The organism is Bradyrhizobium sp. R2.2-H (assembly GCF_004346455.1).
GTDB classification, from domain to species: domain Bacteria; phylum Pseudomonadota; class Alphaproteobacteria; order Rhizobiales; family Xanthobacteraceae; genus Bradyrhizobium; species Bradyrhizobium diversitatis.
The window spans coordinates 38,109-54,899 of the sequence record NZ_SMBR01000007.1 but is presented as its reverse complement, the minus strand read 5'-3'; the positions used below and the strand labels follow the sequence as shown (position 1 = coordinate 54,899).

The 16,791-nt window shown below is 64.0% G+C and carries 15 protein-coding genes; 8 read left to right on the top strand and 7 right to left on the bottom strand.

Going from position 1 to position 16,791, the window contains the following annotated elements; translation table 11 throughout:
• Nucleotides 1-56: 56 nt before the first annotated feature.
• Nucleotides 57-737 (bottom strand): MBL fold metallo-hydrolase, encoded by a 681-nt coding sequence (locus tag EDE08_RS19005; RefSeq protein WP_131870304.1) that lies wholly within the window; start codon nt 735-737, stop codon nt 57-59.
• A gap of 182 nt (nt 738-919) precedes the next feature.
• On the opposite strand from EDE08_RS19005, the gene EDE08_RS19000 reads away from it, so the two are divergent.
• A complete protein-coding gene (locus tag EDE08_RS19000) occupies nt 920-2,518 on the top strand; it encodes an alpha-amylase family glycosyl hydrolase (RefSeq protein WP_131870303.1) in 1,599 nt (532 codons plus the stop codon).
• A gap of 180 nt (nt 2,519-2,698) precedes the next feature.
• Nucleotides 2,699-3,190 carry an MmcB family DNA repair protein gene (locus EDE08_RS18995; RefSeq protein WP_131870302.1) on the top strand — a complete coding sequence of 164 codons (492 nt, stop codon included), beginning with the start codon at nt 2,699-2,701 and terminating at the stop codon, nt 3,188-3,190.
• A gap of 72 nt (nt 3,191-3,262) precedes the next feature.
• Here EDE08_RS18995 and EDE08_RS18990 read toward each other — a convergent pair whose 3' ends face one another.
• The 3 genes from EDE08_RS18990 to EDE08_RS18980 all read right to left on the bottom strand — a co-directional run bounded on the left by EDE08_RS18990 (nt 3,263) and on the right by EDE08_RS18980 (nt 6,528).
• A complete protein-coding gene (locus EDE08_RS18990; RefSeq protein WP_131870300.1) occupies nt 3,263-4,252 on the bottom strand; it encodes a c-type cytochrome in 990 nt (329 codons plus the stop codon).
• A 299-nt stretch (nt 4,253-4,551) separates the two neighbouring features.
• The gene (locus EDE08_RS18985) at nt 4,552-5,106 is read right to left on the bottom strand and encodes an ActR/PrrA/RegA family redox response regulator transcription factor (protein WP_028176842.1); all 555 of its coding nucleotides are present in this window, start codon (nt 5,104-5,106) and stop codon (nt 4,552-4,554) included.
• A gap of 102 nt (nt 5,107-5,208) precedes the next feature.
• On the bottom strand, nt 5,209-6,528 hold the full coding sequence (locus EDE08_RS18980) for an ActS/PrrB/RegB family redox-sensitive histidine kinase (RefSeq protein ID WP_131870299.1): 1,320 nt from the start codon (nt 6,526-6,528) through the stop codon (nt 5,209-5,211).
• A 108-nt stretch (nt 6,529-6,636) separates the two neighbouring features.
• Here EDE08_RS18980 and EDE08_RS18975 point away from each other — a divergent pair, with 108 nt between their 5' ends.
• The 4 genes from EDE08_RS18975 (at nt 6,637) to EDE08_RS18960 (ending at nt 11,081) form a co-directional block, all read left to right on the top strand.
• Nucleotides 6,637-7,440 carry an ABC transporter ATP-binding protein gene (locus tag EDE08_RS18975; RefSeq protein ID WP_131870298.1) on the top strand — a complete coding sequence of 268 codons (804 nt, stop codon included), beginning with the start codon at nt 6,637-6,639 and terminating at the stop codon, nt 7,438-7,440.
• Between the two features lie 238 nt (nt 7,441-7,678).
• Entirely contained in the window at nt 7,679-8,479 is an 801-nt protein-coding gene (locus EDE08_RS18970) for an ABC transporter permease (protein WP_131870297.1), read from the top strand.
• A 121-nt stretch (nt 8,480-8,600) separates the two neighbouring features.
• Nucleotides 8,601-9,929 carry a polyhydroxyalkanoate depolymerase gene (locus EDE08_RS18965; RefSeq protein ID WP_131870296.1) on the top strand — a complete coding sequence of 443 codons (1,329 nt, stop codon included), beginning with the start codon at nt 8,601-8,603 and terminating at the stop codon, nt 9,927-9,929.
• A gap of 312 nt (nt 9,930-10,241) precedes the next feature.
• Nucleotides 10,242-11,081, top strand: a complete 840-nt coding sequence (locus EDE08_RS18960; RefSeq protein ID WP_131870295.1) for a M48 family metallopeptidase — start codon at nt 10,242-10,244, stop codon at nt 11,079-11,081.
• 318 nt (nt 11,082-11,399) lie between these two features.
• Here the strand turns inward: EDE08_RS18960 and EDE08_RS18955 are convergent, their stop codons facing one another.
• A complete protein-coding gene (locus EDE08_RS18955; RefSeq protein WP_131870294.1) occupies nt 11,400-13,610 on the bottom strand; it encodes a transglycosylase domain-containing protein in 2,211 nt (736 codons plus the stop codon).
• 168 nt (nt 13,611-13,778) lie between these two features.
• Between EDE08_RS18955 and EDE08_RS18950 the strand changes: the two genes are divergently transcribed.
• A complete protein-coding gene (locus EDE08_RS18950; protein WP_057198131.1) occupies nt 13,779-14,204 on the top strand; it encodes a DUF1330 domain-containing protein in 426 nt (141 codons plus the stop codon).
• A 132-nt stretch (nt 14,205-14,336) separates the two neighbouring features.
• Here EDE08_RS18950 and EDE08_RS18945 read toward each other — a convergent pair whose 3' ends face one another.
• Together EDE08_RS18945 and EDE08_RS18940 are read right to left on the bottom strand one after the other, a co-directional pair.
• A complete protein-coding gene (locus EDE08_RS18945; protein WP_131870293.1) occupies nt 14,337-15,563 on the bottom strand; it encodes an ABC transporter substrate-binding protein in 1,227 nt (408 codons plus the stop codon).
• A 146-nt stretch (nt 15,564-15,709) separates the two neighbouring features.
• Nucleotides 15,710-16,066: a DUF1304 domain-containing protein gene (locus EDE08_RS18940; RefSeq protein ID WP_028176833.1), complete on the bottom strand. Its 357-nt coding sequence runs from the start codon at nt 16,064-16,066 to the stop codon at nt 15,710-15,712.
• A 99-nt stretch (nt 16,067-16,165) separates the two neighbouring features.
• Between EDE08_RS18940 and EDE08_RS18935 the strand changes: the two genes are divergently transcribed.
• On the top strand, nt 16,166-16,696 hold the full coding sequence (locus tag EDE08_RS18935; protein ID WP_131870292.1) for a methylated-DNA--[protein]-cysteine S-methyltransferase: 531 nt from the start codon (nt 16,166-16,168) through the stop codon (nt 16,694-16,696).
• Nucleotides 16,697-16,791 lie beyond the last annotated feature (95 nt).

The following is a 16,791-nucleotide window of genomic DNA, read 5'->3' as shown; positions in this document are numbered from 1 at the left end:
TCCGGGACGCGGCGGAGTTTGTGGCGGACTGTCGGTGACGATAGCGGAGTTCGTTGCTACATCTCGCCGGTGATGAACGGATTGGTCATCCGCTCCTGGCCGATGCTCGAGCCGGCGCCATGGCCGCAGATGAAGCCGACATCGTCGCCAAGCGGCAGCAATTTCGTCTTGATCGAGTCGATCAGCGTGGCGTGACTGCCGCCGGGCAGGTCGGTACGTCCGACCGAGCCCGCGAACAGGACGTCGCCGACATGGGCAAAGCGCAGCTCCTTGTTGAAGAACACCACGCTGCCCGGCGAGTGGCCGGGGCAGTGGAAGATGTCGAACTTGAGATCGCCGATCGACACGGTGTCGTCCTCGTTGAGCCAGCGGTCGGGCGCGAAGTTGCGTACGCCGGTCATGCCGAAGCGCGCGCCGCTTTCGACCACATTGTCGAGCAGGAACTTGTCCGCTTCATGCGGTCCCTCGATCGGCACCTTCAGCGCGTCGCGCAAATCAGCCGCGCCGCCGACATGATCGATATGGCCGTGGGTCAGCCAGATCTTTTCCACGGTGACGCCGGTCTGCTTGATCGCGTCCAGGATCTTCGGCACGTCCCCGCCGGGATCGATCACCACCGCTTTTTTGGTGGGCTCGTCCCAGATGATGGTGCAGTTCTGCTCGAACAGCGTCACGGGAACGATGATCGCGCCCGCCTTGGGTGGCGAGGAGTCCTGGGTGTCGGTTTGCTCGGTCATGGCGCCACAATGCCGATTTTTGTCAGTCCGCCAAGCAAAAGATTCGCAAAAGATTCGGACAGGAGCTTCGGGAACAGCCGCGGCCCTCGTCACACGGCTGTCCCAATTGGCCTGCCAGTTTGAACCGTGGCGATGCTGTCGCGTTCTCCCGCGCGAGGCGCAGATTTTGGGTGGTCTTCGGCATGGCTCGTGGCAACGAGAATTGGTGGCGCGACGGCATCTTCTATCAGATCTATCCGCGCTCGTTTCAGGACTCCGATGGCGACGGCGTCGGCGATCTCGCCGGCATCCTCACGCGGCTGCCCTACGTGAAATCGCTCGGCGTCGACGCGATCTGGCTGTCGCCGATCTTTCCTTCGCCAATGGCGGATTTCGGCTACGACATCTCGGATTATGTCGGCATCGAGCCGCTGTTCGGCACGATGGCCGATTTCGATGCGTTGCTCGCCGCCGCCCATGACAACGGCCTGAAGCTGATCCTCGATCTCGTGCCGAACCACACCTCGGACCACCATCCCTGGTTCGTCGAGAGCCGGTCGTCGCGCGACAATCCCAAGCGCGACTGGTACATCTGGCGCGATCCGGCCCCCGATGGCGGCGCGCCGAACAACTGGCTGTCCGAGTTCGGCGGCAGCGCGTGGCAATTCGACGAGACCACGGGTCAATATTACTACCACGCCTTCCTCACCCAGCAGCCGGACCTGAACTGGCGCAATCCGGATGTCCGGGCCGCGATCTACGACGTGATGCGGTTCTGGCTGGACAAGGGCGTCGACGGCTTTCGCGTCGACGTGATCTGGCACCTGATCAAGGACGCCGAATTCCGCGACAACCCGCCCAACCCGCATTATGTCGAGGGCCGGCCGCCGAACGAGAAGATCCTGACGCAGTACTCGACCGATCAGCCGGAAGTGCACGATGTCATCGCCGAGATGCGACGCGTCACCGATTCCTACGGCGCCCGCGTCCTGATCGGCGAGATCTATCTGCCGCTGCACCGTCTCATGGCCTATTACGGCAACGATCTCACCGGCGCGCAGATGCCGTTCAACTTCGCGCTGCTCTCGACCTTCTGGAGCGCGCGCTCGATCGAGACGATCATCGAGGATTACGAGAAGGCGCTGCCGAAGGGCGCCTGGCCGAACTGGGTGCTCGGCAATCATGATCGGCCGCGCGTCGCGAGCCGTGTCGGTTCCGAGCAGGCCCGCGTCGCGGCCATGCTGCTGCTGACGCTGCGCGGCACGCCGACGCTTTATTACGGTGACGAGATCGGCATGCACCAGCTCGCGATCGCGCCGGAGGACGTGCGCGATCCCTTCGAGAAGAACGTGCCCGGCATCGGCGTCGGCCGCGACGGCTGCCGCACGCCGATGCAATGGGATTCGTCGAACTTCGCCAGTTTTTCGCAAGTCCGGCCGTGGCTGCCGCTGCCGGAGGATCACATCCGCGAAAACGTCGCCAATCTCGAAGCCGATCCGGGCTCGATCCTCACCCTCTACAAGCGCCTGATCGCCCTGCGGAGGAGTTGTCCCCCGCTCATGGCGGGCGATTATCATCCGATCTCAGCGCAAGGCGATCTCCTGATCTATCGGCGGGAGATCCAGGGTAAGGCCGTGATCGTGGCGCTCAATCTCGGTCCCGATCCGGTTGCGGTGACCACCAGCGCGATCCGCTTCGGCAGCAACATCCTGCTGTCGACGTTCCTGGATCGCGAAGGCGAGGGGATCGAAGGCGTGCTGGACCTGCGCGGCAACGAGGGCGTGGTGGTGGCGTCGTCGTAAACTGTCGTCCCGGGGCGCGACGAAGTCGCGAGCCCGGGACCCATAACCACAGGAAGGAGTTTTGCGATCACTCGGAGTTGCCCGCTTTGCCCCACACGTCTCCCTGTGGTTATGGATTCCGGGCTCGCGCTGCGCGCGCCCCGGAATGACGGGTGGAGGGGAATCGGCTATCCTCCCGCCATGGACAACACCGCCCGCAACATCGCCCTTGTGCCGCCGCCGGACCGCCGCCAGTCGGAGACCGCGCTCGCCATCGCGCGCGGCACGGCGCGGCTGCTGCGCTCGCTCGGCTTCTCCTGCATCAGCGAATTGCCGCTGCCCTCGGGCCGCCGTGCCGATCTGGTGGCGCTCAATGAGCGCGGCGAGATCTGGATCGTCGAGATCAAATCGTCGGTGGAAGATCTGCGCGCCGACCAGAAATGGCACGAATACCGCGCCCATTGCGATCGGCTGTTCTTCGCCTTCACGCAGGATCTGCCCTGCGAGATCTTTCCTGAAGACACCGGCCTGATCGTCGCCGACGCCTATGGCGCGCATCTGCATTGCGAGGCGCCCGAGCACAAGCTCGCGGCCGCCACGCGCAAGCAGATGACGGTGCGGTTCGCGATGGCGGCGGCTTTGAGGATCAATCGCCTGGTCGATCCGCAGGGGCATGCGGATTTTTGGGAATAGGCGGCCCGGGCGAAGCGCGGTGTGATCCGGTCTCCTCGTGATGCGAGGGCGCCGGTTCTCCTTCGGTCCGGACTACTTTTTGGCATGCGCCTCCCGGATCGGACCGAAAGGTCCGTACATGTGCTGCTGCTGATCGAAGCCGTCGGCGTACGGTCCGTAAGGCGCATCGACCGGCTTTGTCGAAAGGTCCGGATAGTCCTTGTCGAGACCGGCCTTTTTCGGACGCGGTTGAGAGATCATATAGGCCGCCACGTCCCATGCCTGCTCGACCGTGAGCTGCGGATTCAGATAGTCCGTCCCGTGCGGCATGTTGAAGTGGACGAAGTTCGCCGCGGTAATCAACCGCGCCATGCCGGCGCCATCATTGAAACTGTCCGGGCCCCAGAGCGGCGGAACCATGTAGCCGAGATCGACGCTCGGCACGCTGCGGCGTATTCCGGAGCCGTCCACATTGTGACAGGAAAGACAGGCCTTGGCGTAGATCGCCTTGCCGCGAACCGGGTCGGCCGCCCGATCGAGCTCAGGCATCGATCCGGTGCCGAGTCCCGACAATGCCTTGCCGGTCGGCACGCCGGACGACAGGAATTTGATGTAAGCCACGAAGGCTTGCATTTCCGGACTCTCGAGTGGCAGCGCGCGGCCATTCATGCTGCGCGTCATGCACGAGTTCACACGGTCCTCGATCGTGATCTCGGCGCCGAGCCGGGCGCTGTATTGCGGGAAGAGCTCGACCAATCCAAAGATCGGCAAGCCGAACTTCTTGGTGCCGGCTTCGAGATGGCAGTTGCTGCAGGCGAGATTGTTGCCGGCATAGCGCTTGGCTGGATCCGGCACCTCCGGCCCGATATGGGCGTAGGTCGCAGTGATGAGGTCGCGCCCGCGCCGCACGAGCCGGCCATGATCGTCATCAGGCAGCGCGCCGACCTCCGGCACCGTCCAGACCGGAGAGGATACCTGCTGGGCACGCACCGCGGCCGGCGCGGCCACGGCGATGATACCGATGGCCACCGCGCGCATCGTCCAGAAGCCAAGCAACGCAAGAAGCGGCGTAGGATGAACCATCGATCTCTCGACATCAGGTGGATATTGGACGCGCCAGGTGGGCACGATGATCCGCCGTCCGAGGTTAACGTCGGGTTCAACGAACTCGCGAGGCCAACACTTGGGCTTACCGACACGACGCCGGGACGTCAGGCCGGGTCACGTTCAGGGCCGACCGACCTTGGGAATGTTGAGCTATGGGAGTGCGCCCGTCGAGTTGCGAAATTCGCAGCTGACCCGGCAACGCTTCGACCACGTCAAGCATCTCCGCCTCAGCCTCAAGGGCCGGAGATCGGCGTTCTCATGGGTGAACGCCGAGACTACCTCGGCGCGCGCTTGGCCAGAATGCGCTGCAGCGTGCGGCGGTGCATGTTGAGCCGGCGCGCTGTTTCCGAGACGTTGCGGTTGCACATCTCGTAGATGCGCTGGATGTGTTCCCAGCGCACGCGGTCGGCCGACATCGGGTTGGTCGGCAGCTCGGATTTCTCCGCGCTGGTCGACAGCAATGCCGCGACGACGTCGTCGGCATCCGCGGGCTTGGAGAGATAGTCGATCGCGCCCATCTTCACCGCGGTGACGGCGGTGGCGATGTTGCCATAGCCGGTCAGCACGATCGCGCGTGCATCGGGGCGCTTCTTCTTCAGCGCCGAGACCACGTCGAGGCCGTTGCCGTCGCCGAGCCGCAGATCCACCACGGCGAATGCCGGAGCCGACTTGCCGATCTGCGCAAGTCCGTCCGAGACGGTGTCGCAGGATGTAACCGAGAAGCCCCGCGTTTCCATGGCGCGCGACAGCCGCTCCAGAAACGGCTTGTCGTCTTCCACGATGAGAAGCGAGCGGTCGCTCTGTTCGTTCAGTTCGGCAATGGCGTTCAAGGTTTTGTCCTCTCTCCAGCGCATCGACATATGGCCTCGCAATCACGCGGTGCCAAGGCCGCCGATAGTCGATCGGCCCTGTTGTGCGACGCAAGGTCGCGGCTATCCTATTGTTTCTTCGTGCGTCTCGATAGCCTCAAAACGCTGCCTGGGCCATGAGATCTGGACCACTGCGCCGTGTTCCGGAAAGGTCCGATTGGTAAACGAGACCTTGGCGCCGGTGCGTTCCAGCAAGGTACGCGCGATGAACACGCCGAGGCCGAGGCCGCGTCGTCCGCCGCCATCGTCCTGGGTACGGCGGCGCGACAGATAGGGCTCGCCGATCCGGTTGAGGATGTCGGGCGGAATGCCCGGTCCGTCGTCGGAGATCACGAGTTCGATAGTGTCCTTGTTCCACCATGCGTTCACCTCGACGGTGGTGCGGGCGAAATCGACCGCGTTCTCGACGATGTTACCGATGCCGTAAAGGATCGCCGGATTGCGCGAGCCGACCGGCTCGGCCGCCGCGGCCACCGCGATCCGCACCTTGATCTCGACGCCGAAATCGCGGTGCGGCGCCACCACCTCCTCGATCAGCTCCGACATCTTCATGCGGTCGAACGGCGCGCCGGTGGAGGAGAGCTGGGTGATCTTGCTCAGGATGTCGCGGCAGCGCTGGGTCTGCTCGCGCAAGGTCTTCAGGTCGGCGGCAAAGCCTGGGTCCTTCACCGTCTTTTCCAGTTCGCGCGAAATCAGGAAGATCGTCGCGAGCGGCGTGCCGAGCTCGTGCGCGGCGGCGGCGGCGAGTCCGTCGAGCTGGGTCAGATGCTGCTCGCGCGTCAGCACCAGCTCGGTCGCGGCCAGCGCGTCCGCGAGCTTGCGCGCCTCCTCGGTGACCTGGAACGAGTAGAGGCTGGTGACGCCGATCGCGAGCGCGATCGAGAGCCAGACGCCGACGAGATAGACCGGCGGCAGCACCAGCGGATCGTCGGAATCCCACGGCAGCGGAAAGTGGAAGAAGAACAGAAGCGAAGCGCAGGCAACCGCGAGCAGGCCGAGGCCGAAGGTGAAACGGGCCGGCAGCGCGGTGGCCGAGATCAGCACGGGCGCGAGGAACAGGAACGAGAACGGGTTCTGCAGGCCGCCGGTGAAGAACAGCAGGCCGGCCAGCTCCACGATGTTCAGCGCGAGCAGCCCGGCCGCCTGCATCGGCTCCAGCCGCTGCATCGGATTGGCCGCGGTCTGGAGCGCCAGATTGAGTGCGGCCGACAAAGCGATGATGCTGACACAGGGGACGATCTCGACGTTGAACTCCAGCCCCTGTGCCACGATGAAGATCGCGGCCAGCTGGCCCAGCACCGCGAGCCAGCGCAGCCGCAGGATGGTGTCCAACCGGATGTGCCGCTGCGCGTGGCGGAAGTCGGAAGCGGCAATTTCGGTCATATCGGACAATGTAGCGGTGCTTTCTCGATCACAAACGCTGGGCTCGCGGAACCACGCAGGCATTACAAGCCTTGCGCTCTTCGCTGCAATAGCAGAAGAACGGCCAGCATGACCGAGAATGACAAGGCTTCAAGTCGGCCGACTGTCGCGGATCGCAGCTCCTCCGCGGCAATCGCGGTCGATCACCTCGTCAAGGTCTACAAGCAGACCCGCGCCGTCGACGATATCTCCTTCACGCTTCCGCGCGGCAGCATCACCGGCCTTCTGGGCGGCAACGGCGCCGGCAAGACCACGACCATCGCGATGATCATGGGCCTGGTGCTGCCGACCTCCGGCCGCGTGCAGGTGCTCGGTCACGAGATGCCGGACGAGAGTGCATCCGTGCTGGGGCGGATGAATTTCGAAAGCCCCTATGTCGACATGCCGATGCGGCTCACGGTGCGGCAGAATCTCACCGTGTTTGGCAAGCTCTATGCGGTGAAGAATCTTGCTGGCCGCATAGCCGAACTTGCCGAGGCGCTCGACCTCGGCGATTTCATCGACCGCGCCAACGGCAAGCTCTCCGCCGGGCAGAAGACCCGGGTCGCGTTGGCGAAGGCGTTGATCAACCAGCCCGAGCTGCTGCTCCTGGACGAGCCGACCGCCTCGCTCGACCCCGATACCGCCGACTGGGTGCGCGCGCATCTGGAACGCTATCGCCGGGACAACGACGCCACCATTCTGCTGGCCTCGCACAACATGCTCGAGGTCGAACGGCTCTGCGACCGCGTCATCATCATGAAGCGCGGCCGCATCGAGGACGACGGCGCGCCGGAAGCGATCATGGCCCGCTACAACCGCACCACGCTGGAAGAGGTGTTTCTGGACGTCGCGCGCGGCCGGGTGAACGGCGCGCAGGAGGCGGCAAGATGAGTGAGTTTCTGAGTGGCTGCCGTCGCCCGGATGGAGTTTGTCATCCCGGGGCGCGACATAGTCGCGAGCCCGGGATCCATAACCACAGGACTGAATTTGATGAAGACTCGGAGTTAACGGTCTCGCCTCACCACCGCCGCCTGTGGTTATGGATTCTCAGATGCGCAATTGCGCATCATAGCCCGCGCTCCGCGCGCCCCGGAATGACGGGGCTCCATCCGGGCTCCGCGGTGCGCCGATGACCGGCATCTCCGTTCATCGCATCGGCGCGATGATCCTGCGCTACTGGTACCTCTTGCTGTCATCCTGGCCGCGGCTGCTCGAGCTGCTCTATTGGCCGGCGCTGCAGGTCATCACCTGGGGCTTCCTCCAGCTCTACATCGCCGAGAACGCCAGCTTCTTCGCGCGCGCCGGCGGCACGCTGATCGGCGCCGTCATCCTCTGGGACATCCTGTTCCGCGGGCAGCTCGGCTTCTCCATCTCGTTCCTGGAAGAGATGTGGGCGCGCAACCTCGGCAACCTCATGATGAGCCCGCTCAAGCCGATCGAGTTTCTGCTGTCGCTGATGGTCATGAGCCTGATCCGGCTCGCGATCGGTGTCATCCCGATGACGCTGCTGGCGCTGTTTCTGTTTCACTTCAACGTCTATGCCCTCGGCCTGCCGCTGATCGCCTTCTTCTGCAATCTGATCTTCACGAGCTGGTCGGTCGGCATCTTCGTCTCGGGTCTCGTGCTGCGGAACGGTCTCGGCGCCGAGAGCATCGTCTGGACGCTGATGTTCGCGATCCTGCCGCTCGCCTGCGTTTACTATCCTGTCAGCGTGTTGCCGGTCTGGCTGCAATACGTCGCCTGGGCATTGCCGCCGACCTACGCCTTCGAGGGCATGCGCGCGCTCCTGATCGAGCACACCTTCAGGACCGATCTGATGCTGCAGGCATTGGCCATCAACGCCCTGCTTCTGGCTGCATCTTTTTGGGCATTCCTTGCCCTTTTGCGCAGCGCCCGGGAGCATGGCTCACTGCTGTCGGGTGGTGAATAGGGTCACTTTCCCGTGGATTCATGGTGATTTGGCCGCTTCGGCTACGTAGATGTACGGAACCATGCATTGACGCAATATTACGCATTCGGCAGTATGCTGCGATGCGAAGAGGAATATAGCAATGCCCATTGGTGAGTTCGGCGGCGCACCGCCGCTGGCGGCAGAAGGCAGTCCGGTCCTGACGACGCCGATGTACTGGATGTACGAGATGGCTCATGCCTCTCTCAATCCGGCACGTGCGGTCACCGACGCGACCAAGCTGCTGTTTCAGAATCCCCTCAACCCCTGGGCGCGCACCGAGGTCGGCAAGTCGGTCGCCGCGGCCTGCGAATTGTTCGAGCGCACCACGCGCCGCTACGGCAAGCCGGAATGGGGCCTCGACGACACCGAGGTCAACGGCATCCGCGTCCCCGTCGAGATCCGCTCGGTCTGGGAAAAGCCGTTCTGCAGGCTTCTCTATTTCGATCGCAAGTTCACCCGCCCGCTGCGTAGCCCGCAGCCGCGCGTGCTGATCGTGGCCCCGATGTCCGGCCATTATGCGACGCTTCTGCGCGGCACCGTCGAGGCTTTTCTGCCGGCGCATGAGGTCTACATCACCGATTGGGCCGATGCCCGCATGGTCCCCTTGAGTGAGGGCCGCTTCGATCTCGATGACTACATCGACTACGTCATCGAGATGCTGCACGTCCTCGGCGGCAACACCCATGTCATGGCGGTGTGCCAGCCCTCCGTGCCCGTCGTCGCAGCCGTCTCGGTCATGGAGGCGCGCCGCGATCCGTTCGTGCCGACCTCGATGACGCTGATGGGCGGCCCGATCGACACCCGCCGCAATCCGACCGCGGTGAACAACCTCGCCCAGGAGCGCGGTATCGACTGGTTCCGCAACCACGTCATCACCAAGGTGCCGTTCCCGCATCCGGGCATGATGCGCGACGTCTATCCGGGATTCCTACAGCTGAACGGCTTCATCAGCATGAATCTCGATCGGCACATGGATGCGCACAAGCAGCTGTTTGCCAATCTGGTGAAGGGCGACGGCGATCTCGTCGACAAGCATCGCGACTTCTATGACGAATATCTCGCGGTGATGGATCTCTCGGCCGAGTATTACCTGCAGACCGTCGACACCGTGTTCGTGAAGCACTCGCTGCCGAAGGGCGAGATGACTCATCGTGGAACCCGCGTCGAACCGTCCAAGGTCAGGCGCGTCGCGTTGATGACGGTCGAAGGCGAGAACGACGACATCTCCGGCCTCGGTCAGACGGAAGCAACACACGGCTTGTGCAGCTCGATCCCCGATCATCGTCGCGTTCATTACGTCCAGAAGGGCGTCGGACATTACGGCGTGTTCAACGGATCGCGTTTCAAGTCGGAGATCGTGCCGCGGATTCACGACTTCATGGTTTCCGCTGCGAATCCGAGCTCGTTACAGGCTCTCGCGGCCGAATAGAGCGTTTTCAAGCGAAGCAGTGGCCGGTTCGCGTAAAGAAAACGCGTCAGAATAAGGACCCAGAGCCGTTCCGATTTTCATCGGAGCGGCTGTGGTCCCGAATTTCGGCTTTCCCGTCGAAATTTCGGCCCCTGCCGGCGCCTTTCGGCGGGGCAAGTTCCCGCCAGATTCGCGGTATTTAGGTAGCTTTATAGGAGTGAGTCCGTCCTCACCCCTTGGGGGTGTCGCATGCATCCAGCGGGGGCGAAAAAAGCGGGTTCCAACCCCAGTCTGTAGGGTCTCCCCGGCGCCTGACCGCTGTATATTGGGCAAATGATTTGTTTTTGCGCCGAGCGCTTTCCATGGCGGCGGTTATGGCAGAATCCGGGCGAACTCCTGCTCCCCGGACTGACAGACATGGCCACTCGCGCACTCCTTTATCGTCGGCCCCACGAACCGAAGACCCTGGTCATCACCCACGGATCGCAATTTTTTGCGATCCGGCTGCGCCGGCATCGCCGCGCGCGCCGCTACACGCTCAGAATTCATCCGAGCGACCGCGAAGCCATCCTCACCATGCCGCCGCGCGGCACGCTCGCGGAGGCCAAGGATTTCGCGCAGCGTCACGGTGCGTGGATCGCCGCGCGTCTCGGCCGCCTGCCGAAGGCCGCGCCGTTTCAGCCCGGCACGGTCATACCGCTGCGCGGCACGCCCCATCGCATCGTTCATCGCGCCGGCATCCGCGGCACGGTGTGGACCGAGACGCGCGAGTCCGGTGAACGCATTCTCTGCGTCGCCGGCGGCCTCGAGCATGTCGATCGCCGCGTCGGCGACTTCCTCAAGCGCGAGGCCCGCAAGGATCTCCAGCGCTCGGCGGAAGCCTATGCCGCCGAGCTCGGGGTCAGGGTCAAGCGACTCTCGATCCGCGATCAGTCCAGCCGCTGGGGCTCCTGCACCTCGGCCGGCTCGCTGTCGTTCTCCTGGCGCCTGATCCTCGCACCGCCCTTCGTGCTCGACTATCTCGCCGCCCATGAAGTCGCTCATCTCGTCGAGATGAACCACTCGGCGCGGTTCTGGCGCGTGTGCGGAAAAGTCTGCCCGTCGATGGAGCGCGCCAAGAAGTGGCTCGACACCTACGGGAATGATCTGCACCGGTACGGGGTCGAGGATTAGGGGGGGACTGTTAGCATCGTGAGAGGTGTCATCGCCCGCGCAGGCGGGCGATCCAGTATTCCAGAGACCGCAGTGATTCAACTCGAGAGGCCGCGGCGTACTGGATTCCCCGCCTTCGCGGGGAATGACAGCGGAGGGTGAGGCAACATCCACCGCGTCTCGCTCGATTCTCGCCACACTTCGCGACGATTGCGCCGCGCGCCGATTAACTCCGTCGCATCAAACGCTTCGCACCATCCACCGCGCACCGCGCCGGCAACCGCCGCCTACTGTGCATGGGGTTGTTTTCGCACTTTTGTTTGGAGCCCTCGCCAAGGCCTAGCGATTCCCGCCGAACAGGCGATCCATCAGCCAGCCATCGAGCCCGGCCGCGGCCTCGGGGCGCACATTGGTGCGCGTCGGAGGCGACGGGCGATAGCCGCTGGCGTTCGCTTGTGGCGGTGCCGCGGGCGTCGGCGGCGACACCTGCGAGGCCGCCTGCGCGAGGTTCGACAGGCCCCAGGTCGCTTGCGCGTTCGGCAAGTTCGCCACCGGCACGCCCTCATGCGCTGCCTTCATGAAGCGCGTCCAGACTTCCACCGGCAGGCCGCCGCCGGTCGCCTTCTTGGTCGGCGAGTTGTCGTCGTTGCCGAGCCAGACGCCGGTGACGAGATTGGCGGTGTAGCCGATGAACCAGGCGTCGCGATAATCCTGGCTGGTGCCGGTCTTGCCGGCGGCCGGCCAACCGGGAATTTCGGCCTTCTTGGCGGTGCCTGATATCAGCGTCTCCCGCATCATCGCGTTCATCATGCCGACATAGCGGGGCTCGATGACCTGGTTGCGCTCCTCCGGCTGGCGCATGTAGAGCAGCTTGCCGCTGAGCGTCCTGATCCGCGTCACGACATGCGGCGCCACCGCGAGGCCGCCATTGGCGAAGGGCGCATAGGCGCCGACCAGCTCGACCATGGAGACTTCCGACGTGCCGAGCGCGATCGAGGCGTTGGGCTCGAGCTTGGATGAGATGCCGAGCCGGTGCGCGGTGCGCACCACGTTTTTCGGCCCGACTTCGAGGCCGAGGCGGATCGCGACCGTATTGAGCGACATCGCCAGCGCCTGCGTCAGCGTCACCGCGCCGAAATATTCGTGGGTGTAGTTCTCGGGTCTCCAGCCCTTCACCTCGATGGGAGCGTCCTGGCGCACCGTGTCGGGCGTCAGCCCCTGCTCGAGCGCGGTGAGGTACACGAACGGCTTGAACGAGGAGCCCGGCTGGCGCTTGGCGGTCACCGCCCGGTTGTACTGGCTATCGGAATAGTTCCGTCCGCCGACCATGGCGCGCACCGCGCCGTCGGGCGTCATCGCCACCAGTGCGCCCTGGCTGACGTTGAACTTCACGCTCTTGGCCGCGAGCTCGTCGATGATGGCGGCTTCCGCCACGCTCTGCAGTTTCGGATCGATCGTGGTCTCGACCTTGATGCTCTCGTCGATCTGGCCGACCAGATCGTCCAGCACCTCGCCGATCCAGTCCGCGACGTAATTGACCGTGCCGGCGCCGGCCGGCTTCACGTTGTAGGAGGGATGGCCGATCGAGGCCTTGGCCTGCGCGTCGGTGATGAATTTCGCGTCCGCCATCGCCGCGAGCACGATCTGCGCGCGCGCTTCGGCGCCTTCCGGATTGCGGTTCGGCGCAAGACGCGACGGCGACTTGACGAGGCCGGCCAGCATCGCGGCTTCGGCGATCGTGACGTTCTTCGCCGACTTGCCGAAATACTTCTGTGCGGCGGCTTCGACGCCGTAGGCGCCGGAGCCGAAATAGACGCGGTTGAGATAGAGCTCCAGGATCTCGTCCTTGGAGTGCTTGCGCTCCAGCCAGATCGCGAGCTCTGCCTCCTGCAGCTTGCGCTGTATGGTGCGTTCCTGCGTCAGGAACAGGTTTTTGGCGAGCTGCTGCGTCAAGGTCGAACCGCCCTGCGACACGCCGCGATGGAGCACGTTGGTGACGAGGGCGCGCAGGATGCCGACCGGATCGATGCCGAAATGCGAATAGAAGCGGCGGTCCTCGATGGCGATGAACGCCTTGGGCAGGTAGGGCGGCAGGTCCTTCAGCGACACGTTGGCGCCGGCCATCTCGCCGCGCTGCGCCAGCATGCTGCCGTCCATGCCGACGATCTGGATCGTCGGCGGCCGCTTGGGAATCTCCAGCGACTGGATCGGAGGCAGATGGGCGCCGACATAGACCACGACGGCGATCACGGCGATGGCGCCCCACAGGCTCAGCACAGCGCCCCAATAGACGAGGCGGCCGAGGCTGAAGCCGCCGCGCGACTTCGAGCGGCGCTTGGCGCCGCTGCGGCTGGCAGGTGCCTTCCGCTCGCGGGGCGGCTCGTCGCCGGCATCCTCGCTCTTGCGCTTGGCGGATGTCTTCGCAGATTTCTTCGGCTTGTCGTCGCCGCCGGGAACGCGGTCCGCAGCGGTCAAGCGCAGATCGGCGAGCGCCGCGGGCAAGCCGAACAGCGGCTCCTTCCGCGCACCCTTTTTCTTTCCCCACGCCATACGCAATACGCCCGGTCAGTCTGCCCCGCCGCACGCTAGCGGTCGCTGTTTAAGGCCCGGTTACCCTGACGTTAACGCGTGATTAGGAGGTGAGGCATTCGTCCGCCGCAGTTCCGCTCCCCTGCCGCCGGGGCTAGGATCGTCTGCATAAATAAAGAGGGAGCTCGCATGGGCCACATCGATCCGACCAAGGAGATCTTCGCGCAATTCCGGGAGAACGACCGCCCGGGCCCGATCCACATGCTCAATCTGGTGCGCCTGCGGAAAGAGGCGGCCTATCCGGACGGCCGCAAGGCGAGCGGCGCGGAAGCCTATGCGGCCTATGGCCGCGAGAGCGGCCCGGTGTTCGAACGTCTCGGCGGCCGCATCGTCTGGCAGGGCAAATTCGAGCTGATGCTGATCGGTCCGCAGGAGGAGCGCTGGGACCATTGCTTCATCGCCGAATATCCCAGCGTCGCGGCCTTCGTCGAGATGATCCGCGATCCCGTCTATCGCGAGGCGGTGAAGCACCGCCAGGCCGCGGTGGAGGATTCGCGGTTGATCCGGCATGCCGTGCTGCCGGTCGGAAAGAATTTTGGGGAGATACCGAAGTAGATTGTAGGGTGGGTTAGCGCAGCGGCGGCGCGAAGCGCGGTCCGCTGGGCGTAACCCACCTCTTCTCGTTCCCGTGTATCGGCAGAAGTGGTGGGTTACGCCTTCGGCTAACCCACCCTACGAGACCAGCGCCTAGCCCGACGGACCGGTGTCCTCGATGATCGGTCCGAACAGCTCCCAGCGTTCGCCGTTGAACTTCATCATCTGCATCTGCTTGTTGACGCGGTAGTCGTTCGGGCCGGTGCTGATCTTGATACCCGGCAGCGCCAGGCTCGGCGTGTAGCCCTTGATGTTGGCGACCTGCTTCATGACGTTCTCACGCGTCAGGTCGTCGCCGCATTGCTTCAAGACCTGCACCAGCAGCTCGGCCACCGAATAGGCATAGGTGTTGATGGTGTTGAGCTTGTCGCCCTCCGGGAAATACTTGTCCATGAAGGCGAAGAAGGCCTTCACGCCCGGATCGTCCTTCCACTGGGGATCGCCCGGGTCCTTGCCGTAATTGGTCGAGATGATGCCCTTGGAGATGTCGAGGCCGGCCGGCTTCAGCGTTGCCGACACCGGGCTCGCATTGATGTCGAGGATGTGCACAGGCGTCCAGCCGAGATCGGCAAGCTTCTTGATCGCCTGCGCAGCGAATTTCGGCGTCGATGCGTCGAAGAACAGATCAACCCCCATCGACTTCAGCTTGACCACCTGCGAATCGACGGTCGGGTCGGTGACCTCGTAAGAGACCTCGCCGACGATCATGCTGGCAGCCTTGTCGCCGAGGCCGCTCTTGAGCCCCGCCAGGTAGTCGCGGCCCATGTCGTCGTTCTGGTAGAGCACGCCGATCTTGGCGTTCGGATGCTCCTTGAGAATGTACTTGGCGTAGATCCGCCCCTCGGACACGTAATTGGGATTGTAGGCGATGGTCCAGGGATAGTTCTGCGGATCGTTGAAGCGCGCGGCGCCGGTCGAGGCGAGGAGTTGCGGGACCTTCTTGCCGTTGAGATACTTCTGCACGGCTGCATTCGCGGCGGTGCCGATGAGCTGGAAAGTGAACAGCACTTCGTCGCCCTCGACGAGCTTGCGCACCTGCTCGACGGTCTTCGGTGGCGAATAGGCGTCGTCATACTGGATCAGGTTGATCTTGCGGCCGTTGATGCCGCCCTGATCGTTGATCATCTTGAAGTAGGCGGCCTGGGTCTTGCCGATATTGGCGTAGACGGAATAGGCGCCGGAGAACGGCACGGTCTGGCCGATCTTGATCTCGGTGTCGGTCGCGCCGGTGTCGTATTTCTTCTGGGCGAGGGCCTGGCTTGTGGAGACCGCGACGGCGATCGCCGCCGCGCCAGCTATGAAGGCTCTGCGATTGTTCATCTTGGGTTGTTCCTCCTGACGGAATTTTCGGCCGATGGTCTTTCCCCGTTGATTGCAACGGTCGCCATCGCTGCCGAAGATTGTGGAGGAAGGTTCGCCGCGGCGCAAGGATCGCCGCGCTGCGCCGTAGCGTCTCAGGCCGGAAACTAAGCCAAGAACAACGCAACCAGCGCGACCGCCGCCGGCAGCGCCTGCACCATCAGAATCCGCGTGCTGACGGTCGCCGCGCCATAGACGCCGGCTACGATCACGCAAAGCAGGAAGAACGCCTTGATCTGGAGCGCGAAGGCGGGATTGCCGTGCACGAGGCCCCAGAGCAGGCCGGCAGCGAGGAAGCCGTTGTAGAGGCCCTGATTGGCGGCCAACACTTTCGTGATCTCGGCCTTCTCCGGCGTATTCCGAAACACTTTGAGGCCCAGCGGCCTGTCCCAGAGAAACATCTCCAGGATCAGGAAGAAAACGTGCAGTGCCGCGACCAGCGCCACCAGCACATTGGCGATCAGGATCAAGGTCAGCTCCCCAAAAGCGTCAGCTTTCGGGTGGACGTTAGCACGGCCGGCATGGCAAGTGCGATGGGTGTGTTTCGATTGCCTGGTGCCGCGATGCCCGCTCGATCAACCAACCCGTCTGTAAGCTTCGGTCTCGATCGCCTGATGACGCCGATCGGGATCGCGCTGCTCGTGACCGATGTCGACGGCGCGCTACGCGCGCTCGACTGGGAGGATTATGAGCATCGCATGCGCGGGCTGTTGCGCCTGCATTACGGTGCCGTGGATCTGAGAGATCAACCTGCGCCCGCGGATATGCGGACGGCGCTTTCCGGCTATTTCGAAGGCGAGCTCGGCCAGCTCTCGGCCATCGCATGGCGCATCGCCGGCACGCCGTTCCAGCAAAAGGTCTGGACCGCGCTTGCGCAAATCCCGGCGGGTACCACGCTGAGCTACGGCGCGCTCGCCGCAAGGATCGGCATGCCCAAGGCCGTTCGTGCGGTTGGCCATGCCAACGGCTCCAACCCGATCAGCGTGGTGCTGCCCTGTCACCGCCTGATCGGCGCGGATGGTTCGCTGGTGAAGTACGGCGGCGGGCTGGAGCGCAAGCGCTGGCTGCTGCGGCATGAGGGGATGGAGGTCTGAAGGGGGCGCGCCAATCTCTCCTTTCGTCATTCCGGGGCGCGCGCAGCGCGAGCCCGGAATCCATTTATCCGCGCAACCTGTGGCTCGATGGATTC

What these genes read in the sequence shown, in the direction of transcription:
- EDE08_RS19005 (WP_131870304.1), bottom strand. Translation starts at nt 737, where the DNA reads ATGACCGAGCAAACCGACACCCAGGACTCCTCGCCACCCAAGGCGGGC.
- EDE08_RS19000 (WP_131870303.1), top strand. Translation starts at nt 920, where the DNA reads ATGGCTCGTGGCAACGAGAATTGGTGGCGCGACGGCATCTTCTATCAG.
- EDE08_RS18995 (WP_131870302.1), top strand. Translation starts at nt 2,699, where the DNA reads ATGGACAACACCGCCCGCAACATCGCCCTTGTGCCGCCGCCGGACCGC.
- EDE08_RS18990 (WP_131870300.1), bottom strand. Translation starts at nt 4,252, where the DNA reads ATGGTTCATCCTACGCCGCTTCTTGCGTTGCTTGGCTTCTGGACGATG.
- EDE08_RS18980 (WP_131870299.1), bottom strand. Translation starts at nt 6,528, where the DNA reads ATGACCGAAATTGCCGCTTCCGACTTCCGCCACGCGCAGCGGCACATC.
- EDE08_RS18975 (WP_131870298.1), top strand. Translation starts at nt 6,637, where the DNA reads ATGACCGAGAATGACAAGGCTTCAAGTCGGCCGACTGTCGCGGATCGC.
- EDE08_RS18970 (WP_131870297.1), top strand. Translation starts at nt 7,679, where the DNA reads ATGACCGGCATCTCCGTTCATCGCATCGGCGCGATGATCCTGCGCTAC.
- EDE08_RS18965 (WP_131870296.1), top strand. Translation starts at nt 8,601, where the DNA reads ATGCCCATTGGTGAGTTCGGCGGCGCACCGCCGCTGGCGGCAGAAGGC.
- EDE08_RS18960 (WP_131870295.1), top strand. Translation starts at nt 10,242, where the DNA reads ATGATTTGTTTTTGCGCCGAGCGCTTTCCATGGCGGCGGTTATGGCAG.
- EDE08_RS18955 (WP_131870294.1), bottom strand. Translation starts at nt 13,610, where the DNA reads ATGGCGTGGGGAAAGAAAAAGGGTGCGCGGAAGGAGCCGCTGTTCGGC.
- EDE08_RS18950 (WP_057198131.1), top strand. Translation starts at nt 13,779, where the DNA reads ATGGGCCACATCGATCCGACCAAGGAGATCTTCGCGCAATTCCGGGAG.
- EDE08_RS18945 (WP_131870293.1), bottom strand. Translation starts at nt 15,563, where the DNA reads ATGAACAATCGCAGAGCCTTCATAGCTGGCGCGGCGGCGATCGCCGTC.
- EDE08_RS18935 (WP_131870292.1), top strand. Translation starts at nt 16,166, where the DNA reads ATGCCCGCTCGATCAACCAACCCGTCTGTAAGCTTCGGTCTCGATCGC.